Genomic DNA, 10,185 nt, shown 5'->3' on the forward strand with positions numbered 1-10,185 from the left:
TTTGAATGGGTTAAGTCGTGACATCTGCCAATCGGCCGTCCGCTCTGTCTCACCGTCGCGGCGGCCGGTTGGCTGTTTAATTCGTGTTAGCGGGGCTGACTCGTCTTCCCCCCTTCCTGAAAGAGCCATTGGTCGAACGTGGAGCGGGGCCACCGTGAGAGTCGACCGATTTTCATTGGTGCGATGATCTCGCCCGCATGCACCCGTCGACGCACGGTGCGGGTCGAGCATCTTAGGATCCGGCCGATGTCGACCTCGTCGTAGCACTCATGTACTGCCTGTACTGATTCACTGTTGTCAAACAATTCTGTCACCTCTTGGCGGTTTCTTGAATGTGGAGCCATGTGCAGTCCACCATTGGCTGCACTGGAAAATTTTAGGAGAGCCTCCCTAGTCCTCAAGCTCTGAGTTTGCCTCCGTTAACCCGACTTTCCATTGGAAAGCTAGAAGACATGCGACTTGGTTTCTGTAGGATTCGCCTTCAAACCTCATCAAAAAGCGAAGCGTCAAGCGGCACAAAACAGCTTGCCAGAACGGCAAAACACTTCCGTTGCACCGCTGTCCCACCGAATGGTGACCTACGCAGCGATGAGCCGATAAGCTCCCCAGCTCGCGGCATAGACATCGCCTAGCCGGCGCACACATGGCGTCCTGAAAAAATTTAGAATTCCATTGGAATGCGATGGAAAGCCGTGTCCCAGCACCATTCAAGACGTGCCAAAACGAACAAAACGCTCACAATGGAAGGTGCGAGATTTTCGATTCGCCCTTATCAAACGGCTGTATTTGGTGCCGCAGGCACCAGCTTTCAGTTGCCGACGGTTCGAGCAGAAAGCCACACCCAAGTGTCCAGCTCGATCAAGTCTTGATAGACCTTGTCCTCTAAGATTTGCAAATTGTGGACGGTCCGTTTCCAGTCGGTCCAGTCGCCCTCGATCCGTGAATGCGATTGCGAGCGATGGCAGTGATATCGGTAGCACCGAAAAACCTTTCAGGTGCAATTTGATGACGGCTTACTGCGAGGGCGGATCGGCTCTCGGATCTGCGAGGTCGCATCCCTCCTGGTAAACTTTCAGCCAGCCCCTGCACGTGTTAACTGCATTGTTTTGCAACGCTTTTTCTTGCTTTGCGACGGAGCCCACTTCACGACTGCCAATAGACCAAACGGAATTGAATTCCACAGCGAGCTTCCAACGAGGTGTAATCCGTTCCCAATTCCAGTACAGCCAACGAGCTTGCTCAAGCGTTACTTCGGTCGCCTTGTCCGCAAACATCGAGTCGAGAGCTTCCCTGGGCTCGTCATCCCAAACAGGCATCGTTTTAAGGTTTCCGCGTTCCGTCTTGCACGTTTCCCATACTTCCTCCATCCATTTCCGCCACTCCTCTTTGAAGTCAGACAATGGATTCGACCGGGAAGCCATGATTGCGTGGATGGCGGCAGTAGCGAAGTCGATGCAGTGAATATCGAACAACCAGTTAACATGAGATTGCAGATCATCATAGGAATCTGGATCAATCTCTTTTATGGTTGGGACAGGCCCGGTTCGAAGTGGTTGATCGATTCCGCCAACCCGAAGCACCCTTTCGGGCACCCATGGATCATCTTGGTCGTCTTGGTCGTCTTGGTCGTCTTCATCTATGTCTATTTCGTTTTGATCTCCTGGCGTTGAGGGGTACTGCGTTCGAAACGCGTAACGAGTCATAACCAACATATTGTCGTCTGATATACCACTTCTAATTCGGCGAGGTATCAGAAGCTTTGTCCCGGCGTCATTGGAAGACAGCTCCAGAGCGTTCCAGATTTTGGCTGCACCGGCGCTACCAAAAACGAAAGCATTGTATGCAAAAAAACCCCGGTTATTGACAAACTTTCTCGTATGGATGTGCTCGCACTCCCGTAGGACACAAGAGCTGGGTGCATCCTGGGGGTACTGAAGGCGGATGCAAAACTTACGCATCTCAATAACCGCATCTTCACACAACTGGGAAGGATATTCGTCATTCCCCGTGTATCCTCCTTCGACCCCCAGAATCACGCACCATTCAATTTGCGATGTTGTCTCGCGGATTATGTCAATCTGACGACGTTCCAGTTTCGACAACTCGCTTTCGTTACGCAATGGAGATGGCATCGCAGTTTGATCTCAGGAAAAGTGTTCCAAGATGCTCTTTCAGAGTGTTTGCTATTTCAAATCGTCAGCTACGTCATCATTTGATGGCATTTACTACAATATCTTGTAGATGGTAGACAACCGAACTGGACCAGTTTATCACCTCGGCCGCGAAAAGTCTCTGTACGTCGCCGTCAACGAGAATGATGTGTCTAGAACGTCGCTCCCAAGAAGAATTCATCCTGGCAAGCATCTAATTTTGGCTCAGTTTATCGGACTGGGCGCGGCAGAGCTCGCGGAGATCTGCGGTGGCAAGTCGATGCGACAATCCTCGATCATTTTTGCGATTTCGTCATCCGAAAATCGACCTCGTAAATACGCGATCAAATCTTCTTGTCGATTTTGACCGAACTCCATTCGGTAAAGTACGAGTGATCGTTGTAGATTCGCTTGCTGCTCAATCTCGCGACTATGAGGCAACGCGGGAACGTGGCGTTCAATCTTCGCCTCACCGCTGGGGAAAAGCCAAAACTGCGTAAGGTCATTGTCCGAAACGTCTCGATCTTGTTTTGCGCAACGGAACATTGCTTCCCACGGATCGTTCTCGCTAGGCGAGATCGCAGCGTCGGCGAAGCAGCTTGCAATGTTCTTTCGGAAAGCGTGTCCTTTATGACGGGCGTAAAACAGATCGAGCGAGCGGTGATACTCACTCTGCGAGTTCGGATACCGCCGGATGCCCCATGCCGACAATCCCTGCCAATACACGCTGCTCGGCAATCGCTTCAGCGACTCCTTGGCAACCTAGCCGACAACACCATCTGCATCGCCAAGTTGCTTTGCCAACCAGATTTCAGAGTCGCGGGCGCGTCCACGAATCTTGGACGACGTCACCTTCTTCCGCTCTAGATCCAAATACATCCAGGGCACAAACAGAAAGTACTTCGCTCTGGTTTGGATCGTGGGCGTCCCAGGAAACAGCAATCCCGCAAATGCATCACGCACGCCGCCCAGTCCCAATTCGTCGCGAGTCGTTTTCTCACCAAACAGATCGATCACATCGAGCATCTTACGACGTTCGTGTTCGGAATAATCAAGCCACGTAAACGTTGATGTCATGGGCAATCTCTTAGTTTTGCTTATCCCAGCTTGGATCCTCACGGAACGACGGTTGCACGTCGCGGCACAATTGCTCCAAATGGTGGGCCAATTGAACGATTCGCGTGTCCGAAAACACTTGCTTCGAATGGACGAAGAACCGCTTCGGCTTCACCGGGTTGATGACGCAAATTTTCCCGCGACCGATTCTCCGGGAAACAAACCAACCGGGAAGCGTCAGGATCGGCTCAGCTTCAATGGTCTCACCCATCGCTGCAGACAGGTGTTGCGAGAGCCATCGGGATTCGGTCTCTAACTGCTTGTTGGGAATTCGCCATTTGAAGTCAGGGAATCGAATCTCGTCTTTTTCGTGATCCACAACGATCTCCGCCTTACCCTCGCCTTCCTTCGGTTTGCCTCGCATCTTCGTATTGACCGTAAATACGCCGCTGCGGCTGACCACGACATGGTCAATGTTGCCGTACGGAAACGGGATGTCATGAAAAACACGACATCCTTCCAGCATCAGTTGGTCAAGTTCTTGGCCAGTCGCCAGTTCACCTTCCAGCCCAAGCTTGAACTTGCGAAGCTCTTCGAGTCTTTTGATAAGCGTGCGACCGATCACGAGCGAGAGGCCAATGGCAGCGACAAAACCAGCAACGACTCGTCCGGTGCTTTCGGGTGTTCCGCGAAAATATGAATCCGATACGTGTGCTAGGCAGATAATCGCAGGGAGCAACATCCATGCGGTAAGTATCGAGTCCACTTCGATATCGAGATCATCGATCTTTTTACGCAGTGAATGACCAGGGCTTCGTAGCAGTGTCCGCGTCAGAGGGTTCTGGCGAGTCTTTTGCGACTGCAGCCGACGCCAATAGGCAACACACACCACCAACGGCAACATGCCCAGCACGAAAGCCAAAACCGTGCCGAGAAAAACAGCAAGCCAGCCCACAATTGCCATCAATGTTGCTATCCCCCTATTCCGATCGACGACTCCAACGCGTCCAGCGACTGGTTATCCATCGCTGCCAACTTCCGAAACAGCTCTGGACGTTGAAGAATTCGTTTCCGGATCGACGCAGGCACTTTGTTCGCTAGAAGAAGTAGCTCGTCTTCGTCAGCTCTCAACTCACCCGCCAACTTGTGGATGAACTTCTCCGAAGGGTAATCGCCGAAGTGCAACTTGCCGTTCTCGACCTTGCTGATGTATGACACGCTCACATCCATGCGATCTGCGAGGTCTTGCTGAGTCATTGCTTGTTGGGCGCGTAGTATTCGCACCTTTTCACCAAACTGCATGACACCAGCGCTCCTGTGATTGTGAAGGCCCCCGGGAGAGCGTATGCTACCTGCACTTTTAGGTCAAGAAGATTGCCTCGGCGCATGTCGGAAGCAGTTGACGCGAGACGCGATAGTTCGAGGCTAAAAACAAACCAAGTCAATACGTAAAGTAGAGTAGTCGTGACTGAAACCCAGCTAGCTCCATTCACTGCGGATGCTGACCCCTTTACAAGGAAAGTGGTTTCGCTCCGCCTAGCTGTTGCGAGACAAGGTGAGATGGATCGTTCCAAGTGGTGGAATACGAAAGGGCTGCTGAGCCGAGTTGGTGAACTCGCACTCTCGCGAGGCTTCCCGAAGAGTCATGTGTTCGCTCGGTCGAGGGCTGCATTTGCAGTAGCAGCATCCCGCTCCGAAGAAGTCTTCGATCCGCCGGACTCGTGCACGTTATGGCGTCTGCCCGCCGAGATCGAGGATCAGTTGGACGATGCCTGGGCCGGCTGGCTGGAGAGCCCTGATGAATGGAAGGATCTGCTTGTGACGATTGACGAAGTGGCGAGCAGTGACTTTGTCACTGTCTTGGTAGCCCTAGGGCTTGTTTCAGAGAAATCTGCTAGTCGTGCGAAGGGGCTCCGGCGTGCAGACGACTTGAAATCGGTTCCTCTGAGAATTGAGAGCGAAAGTATTATCGAGGCTATCGAACTGCTGGCAGTTGCACATGGAAGCAGTGAGCCGGGCAAGCTGGCGGTGCCGTTTATTCGGGAAGCGGACTTCCCGAAATGATCGTTGATAACGTCAGGCTGAGTTCATTCTTGGCTGCGAAAGGGCTTTTCGTAGAGACGACGTACCGTGCTTTAGGTACGTGGAGAGCGGAATCGACCCTTGCCGAAAACAAGCGGCTGATCGTAGAGGAAAATGCGGTTGGGGCGCCGTCCGCTGGGTGGCTGCGGCAGTTTACAAAAACGCTTAATCGCAGACTCGATCTCACGGGGACCGACGCGATCCTCATCGATCTCGTGCAACGTGGTTGGCATATCGAGGACTGGCAACCAATCTATTTGTGGCACGCGTGTCACCATGACCTGTTGCTGTGGCGATTCTTTTCCGAGTGGTTGTTTGTGCAGCGCGAGAACGGAATCGTCGTTGTCACAATTGACAACGCGACCGACTTTGTGACCGCCGTTGCGAAAGAAGCTGCCCTACTGGACCAGTGGAGCGAAAGCACTCGTAGGAGAACAGCAACCGGCCTGTTACGAATTGCTGGCGAGTTCCATTTGATCCGTGGCCGTGTTCGAAAGGAATTCGACGCCTATCGACTTCCTGAACGCAGCCTGATGTACCTACTTCACGTCTTGATGGAACGCGAGAACAACACACGTAGAGTCATCGAGGCGGAAGATTGGCGGGTATTCTTGATGAAGGCAAACGAGGTTGAGGAAGAACTCCTACGGCTTCACCAATACGGAAAACTGCGGTTTGAGCGCGCGGGCAGTTTTCTGGAACTGACACTGCCGTACAAGAACACCGACGAATACGTCAGGAGCGTGGCCCTATGAATGATTGGAATTCACGACTCCGCGATACGCTCGAGCCGAGCCTGTCCAAGCAAGATCCGCGTCCTGACATCAGTGCCTACAAGGACATGCCATTGTGCATTTTTTTGTATGACCCGGCGGCAGAGTTCGAACTGCGTCAGGAGCTTTCACTGCTTCAGACAAGGCTCGAGCAGAAAGGCAAACGCATTGTTCGCGTCTCGCTCATGGATTGCTTGATAGAGGCGCTCACCAACGCGGGGGTTTCACCTGAGGAGCTCGTCGAAAACGAAGTCATGCTCGGACACAACGGGCATCAAACGGTTGCACAGACGATTCACCAAGTGCTCAGCGAGTACTCACCGCTGGACCAATTGGTTCTGAGTAAGGTCCCGGAAGATGCCGATCCCCATCGAGACATTCTGTGGATCACACGTGCCGGAGCTCTGTACCCGTGCTACCGCACATCCACCTTGGTCGAACACTTTCAGGCGAAGCTGGAGATTCCCGGTGTTCTGTTCTACCCCGGCGAGCTCATTCCGCCAGCCGGATTGAGCTTCATGGGCGTGCACGATGCTGAGCACAACTACCGAGCAAAGCTTCTTTGACAGGAAATCAATTGATGGCACCACAACACATCAAAGAAATATTCGCTCGCGATATTCATCGAGATATTCGCGAAGTCATCAAGGTCGACCAGGCCGATGAAGATGTGATCCGCGCCGAGATCAGCGAATACATCGTCACCAAAACGATCCTGAGCAACTTCGTCGAGATTCTTGAAGCCTATAGCGAGTCGCCGAACAAACCGAGCGATCGGATGGCGGTGTGGGTCTCTGGTTTCTTCGGTTCCGGTAAATCGAGCTTTGCGAAACTGCTGGGCCTAGCTCTGGCTAACCGTCAGCTTGGGACCGATACGACCAGTAACTTACTCGCGACACACATTGGCGATCACAAGGTTCAGGTCCTTATCAAGACCGTCGTCGAGAAGATCCCTACCGAAGCGGTGATCTTCGACGTTGCCACCGAGCGTGGTGTGATGCACGGCAACCAGATGTTAACCGAGATCATGTACCGGCAGCTTCTGGAACATCTTGGGTACGCCAGTGACCTTGATCTCGCTGAGCTCGAAATCACACTTGAAGGAGAGGGACGCCTCGAGGAATTCAAGGAAACCTACCAAAGGCTCTTCCCGAAGAAAGATTGGGACAAGGCCAAGAACCTCGTCGCCTTTGCCATGAACGAAGCCAGTCGTGTCCTGCACGAACTGGAGCCGGATACATATTCCTCACCCGACTCATGGGTAAAGGGCGCACGAGAGAGAGCTGACGTTAGCCCTAACCATTTAGCCCAGCGCTGCAAAGAACTGACGGCCCGTCGCGGCGAGAATCGAAACTTGGTTTTCGTTATCGACGAAGTCGGTCAATTCGTCGCTCGCACCGTCAACAAAATGCTTGACCTGCAGGGCATTGTGCAGGCTCTCGGACGAGTCGGCCAGGGGCAGTTTTGGGTTGTGGTGACTTCGCAGGAGAAGCTGAACGAACTTGTCGGTGGCCTCGACGATTCTCGTGTCGAGCTGGCGCGACTCATGGATCGCTTCCCTTTGCAAGTCCATCTGGAGCCAAGCGACATTTCCGAAGTCACAAGCAAGCGAGTTTTGGCGAAGACCGCTGACTCAGAAAAAATGCTGGCAGCCCTCTTTGAAGCGAATCGTGGGAGCCTCGCGGCCAATGCGGCATTATCAGCCGACATCAAGTTGCCGCAGATCAACCGCGAGAGTTTTATCGAACTCTACCCGATGGTCCCGTATCAGGTCGACTTCGTGATTCACGTGGTTTCTGGCCTGCGAACGCAGGGCGGAGCAAGTCGTCATGTGGGCGGTGCGAATCGAACGGTCATCAAACTTGCACAGCAGTTGCTCGCACACCCGAAGACCGGACTGGGAGACTGTGAAGTCGGACAACTGGTAACCGTCGAGCACATCTACGATCTCGTTCGCGACAACATCGACAGTACGATTCGCGACAAGATCGATCGCCTGGAAGCCGAAGTGGAGCATCCTTTCGCACAGAGAGTGGCGAAAACCATCTGTCTGTTGCAATTCGTCAAAAGCATCCACCGTAATGCTGAGAACATCGCAGCTGCTCTCTACCCGAAGGTAGGCGGCGATTCAGTTCGGGCCAGCGTGGATCAAGCTCTGCAGGCGCTGGTTGCGGCTCATAAGATCCGGCTTGGCGACGATGGTTATCGCATTCCGACACCGACCGAAGACGATTGGGAAACTCAGCGAGCTGCCCTCAAGCCAAAGCGAGCCGACACCAATCAGATCCTTCGCGAAACGATGGAACGGCTTTGGCAGCCCCAGCCCAGTCACACACTGCTCAGCACACGAGTGTTCAAAGGCAGCTTGTGGCTCGACGGTCGCGAAAGAATCAAGGGCGACATTCAGTTTCAGGTTCGCCTCGCTGAAGACAAAGCCGACTATGAACGACTGTGTGATGAATCACGTCGCCAAAGTCAGGCTGAACGTGAAACGGTCTTCTGGGTCATTCCGGTCGATGAAAAAATCGACAAGGAAGTCACCGAAGTCTTTCGTTCGAAAGAGATGATCACCAAGAAAGAACGCGGAGCCCAAACGTCAGCGGAAACACGGTTGCTCTCTGAGGAGGGCCGCCGCCGCGATACGCATCGTGGCGAAGTACGAAGGCTGCTGGAACAAGCTGCTCTTTCGTCAATGGTCTATTTCCGTGGCAACGATCGCAGCCCGGATGAGAATGACGTCACGGTTGTGAAAGCCGCTGAGAGCATTTTGGCTCATTCGCTACCCGATGTCTTTGATCGGTTTTCCGATGGAGCAGCCCGCGTTGCCAAGAAAGATCTCACGGCCATGCTGGAGAGTGAGGACTTGCGAGGACTTCCCTCAGTCTTCTCCACTCTCAAACTGCTTCGCAACGAAGGCGGGACGTTGGTTGTCGAAACCGACTCCGGTCCGCTTGGCGAAATGCTCACTTGGGTCAGCAACAAAAGCGACTACGGCATCAATCCCCAAGGGAAAGCTCTGGAGGCGGAATTCGGTAGCTCGCCTTACGGCTGGGATGTCGACGTCGTCAAGCTTTTCACATTGTGCCTGCTGCGAGCGGGGCAAATTACAGCGACCAGCCAGGGGCTTTCAATCAATGCCGTGGAAGACTTCGGTGCCAGTGACGTCTTCACCAACAATACGAAGTTCCGTTCGGCGACTTTCCGTCCAAAGAAGGTGTTGGACTTTGCGGAGGTCGTCAAAGCGGCCGACGCGTTCAAGAGCACATTTGGCGAAGAGATCAAGCAGCTGACCCAGGACGAAGTTGCTAAGGCAATTCGCGAAAAGGCGATCAGTCGGCAACGGGAGTTGCGTGAAGTGCAAGCGATGTTGGAGCGGCACCAGTTACCGGGCACCGATTTGTTCACTTCCGGGATCAGTCAGATGGAGCAGATCTCCACGGCGGGCGAGGAAGAGACAATTCTGGGTTTCGCCAGCGGTCACGCCGAACTCAAGGACGCCTTGGCCAGGGCAGCCGACATTCAGTCCACGATTGCCGAGCCGCAGTTACAGGCACTCAGTCGAGCACGTCGCGTGCTGAAACATCATTGGCCGTTTCTGTCGCAGGAAGCCGACACGACTGAAGAAGATCGGGAATGTGCCGAACAGCTATCCGATCTAATGCAGAAGGAAACGTTCTACAAGGAGCTTCCAAGCATCGATCAACATGCCGGACGATTGGAAGGTCTGTATGACGCCACGTTCAAGGCGGCTGTTCAGGCTCGGTCGGATTGTTACACGTCTGCCATTGAGCAATTGAAATCGACCACAGGCTGGGACCAACTGGATGAAGACGTGCAACAGCGGATTGGTGATCCGCTTTCCAGTCGTACTTCGAGCGATGTTCCCGGCACAACACCGATTCCACAACTGCGAGCCGATGTTGATGCGTGCGACAAGCGACTCGCGGATGCTGTGGCCGAAGTGCACCGCTTAATTGAAGGCGACCGGATTGTGCAGGTGAAAGTGGGCGGCCACTTCAAAGGCGGGATCGACACGGAAGAACAACTGGATACGGCCCTCAGCAGTCTTCGCGACGAGTGTCTGCATCACATTGGAAAAAACAAACGCGTGCTGATTCAGTAAT

10 protein-coding genes are annotated in these 10,185 nt (G+C 53.5%); 4 read left to right on the top strand and 6 right to left on the bottom strand.

Going from position 1 to position 10,185, the window contains the following annotated elements:
• Positions 1 to 86: 86 nt before the first annotated feature.
• The 6 genes from ACR3ZL_RS20440 to ACR3ZL_RS20465 form a co-directional block, all read right to left on the bottom strand.
• On the bottom strand, positions 87 to 344 hold the full coding sequence (locus ACR3ZL_RS20440; RefSeq protein ID WP_473651247.1) for a helix-turn-helix transcriptional regulator: 258 nt from the start codon (positions 342 to 344) through the stop codon (positions 87 to 89).
• Between the two features lie 669 nt (positions 345 to 1,013).
• A complete protein-coding gene (locus ACR3ZL_RS20445; protein ID WP_473651246.1) occupies positions 1,014 to 1,712 on the bottom strand; it encodes a hypothetical protein in 699 nt (232 codons plus the stop codon).
• 663 nt (positions 1,713 to 2,375) lie between these two features.
• A complete protein-coding gene (locus tag ACR3ZL_RS20450; protein ID WP_473651245.1) occupies positions 2,376 to 2,888 on the bottom strand; it encodes a hypothetical protein in 513 nt (170 codons plus the stop codon).
• A gap of 24 nt (positions 2,889 to 2,912) precedes the next feature.
• On the bottom strand, positions 2,913 to 3,227 hold the full coding sequence (locus tag ACR3ZL_RS20455; protein ID WP_473651244.1) for a DUF6361 family protein: 315 nt from the start codon (positions 3,225 to 3,227) through the stop codon (positions 2,913 to 2,915).
• Between the two features lie 10 nt (positions 3,228 to 3,237).
• The gene (locus ACR3ZL_RS20460; RefSeq protein WP_473651243.1) at positions 3,238 to 4,170 is read right to left on the bottom strand and encodes a nuclease-related domain-containing protein; all 933 of its coding nucleotides are present in this window, start codon (positions 4,168 to 4,170) and stop codon (positions 3,238 to 3,240) included.
• Positions 4,171 to 4,178: 8 nt separating this feature from the next.
• Complete coding sequence (locus ACR3ZL_RS20465; protein WP_473651242.1) at positions 4,179 to 4,508, bottom strand: helix-turn-helix domain-containing protein; 330 nt, start codon at positions 4,506 to 4,508, stop codon at positions 4,179 to 4,181.
• A gap of 219 nt (positions 4,509 to 4,727) precedes the next feature.
• Between ACR3ZL_RS20465 and ACR3ZL_RS20470 the strand changes: the two genes are divergently transcribed.
• Genes ACR3ZL_RS20470 through brxC form a run of 4 tightly spaced genes read left to right on the top strand, consistent with a single transcriptional unit; the run spans position 4,728 to position 10,184 of the window.
• The gene (locus ACR3ZL_RS20470; protein WP_486173600.1) at positions 4,728 to 5,270 is read left to right on the top strand and encodes a BrxE family protein; all 543 of its coding nucleotides are present in this window, start codon (positions 4,728 to 4,730) and stop codon (positions 5,268 to 5,270) included.
• A complete protein-coding gene (locus tag ACR3ZL_RS20475; RefSeq protein ID WP_473651240.1) occupies positions 5,267 to 6,043 on the top strand; it encodes a BrxA family protein in 777 nt (258 codons plus the stop codon). Before ACR3ZL_RS20470 ends, ACR3ZL_RS20475 begins: the two co-directional genes overlap by 4 nt.
• A complete protein-coding gene (locus ACR3ZL_RS20480) occupies positions 6,040 to 6,627 on the top strand; it encodes a BREX protein BrxB domain-containing protein (protein WP_486172925.1) in 588 nt (195 codons plus the stop codon). Before ACR3ZL_RS20475 ends, ACR3ZL_RS20480 begins: the two co-directional genes overlap by 4 nt.
• A gap of 14 nt (positions 6,628 to 6,641) precedes the next feature.
• Positions 6,642 to 10,184: a BREX system P-loop protein BrxC gene (gene brxC / locus ACR3ZL_RS20485; protein WP_473651238.1), complete on the top strand. Its 3,543-nt coding sequence runs from the start codon at positions 6,642 to 6,644 to the stop codon at positions 10,182 to 10,184.
• The last annotated feature ends 1 nt before the right edge of the window (position 10,185 follow it).

Source organism: Rhodopirellula sp. J20-39 (assembly GCF_057365095.1).

What these genes read in the sequence shown, in the direction of transcription:
- ACR3ZL_RS20475 (WP_473651240.1), top strand. Translation starts at nt 5,267, where the DNA reads ATGATCGTTGATAACGTCAGGCTGAGTTCATTCTTGGCTGCGAAAGGG.
- ACR3ZL_RS20465 (WP_473651242.1), bottom strand. Translation starts at nt 4,508, where the DNA reads ATGCAGTTTGGTGAAAAGGTGCGAATACTACGCGCCCAACAAGCAATG.
- ACR3ZL_RS20455 (WP_473651244.1), bottom strand. Translation starts at nt 3,227, where the DNA reads ATGACATCAACGTTTACGTGGCTTGATTATTCCGAACACGAACGTCGT.
- brxC (WP_473651238.1), top strand. Translation starts at nt 6,642, where the DNA reads ATGGCACCACAACACATCAAAGAAATATTCGCTCGCGATATTCATCGA.
- ACR3ZL_RS20460 (WP_473651243.1), bottom strand. Translation starts at nt 4,170, where the DNA reads ATGGCAATTGTGGGCTGGCTTGCTGTTTTTCTCGGCACGGTTTTGGCT.
- ACR3ZL_RS20480 (WP_486172925.1), top strand. Translation starts at nt 6,040, where the DNA reads ATGAATGATTGGAATTCACGACTCCGCGATACGCTCGAGCCGAGCCTG.
- ACR3ZL_RS20445 (WP_473651246.1), bottom strand. Translation starts at nt 1,712, where the DNA reads ATGTTGGTTATGACTCGTTACGCGTTTCGAACGCAGTACCCCTCAACG.
- ACR3ZL_RS20440 (WP_473651247.1), bottom strand. Translation starts at nt 344, where the DNA reads ATGGCTCCACATTCAAGAAACCGCCAAGAGGTGACAGAATTGTTTGAC.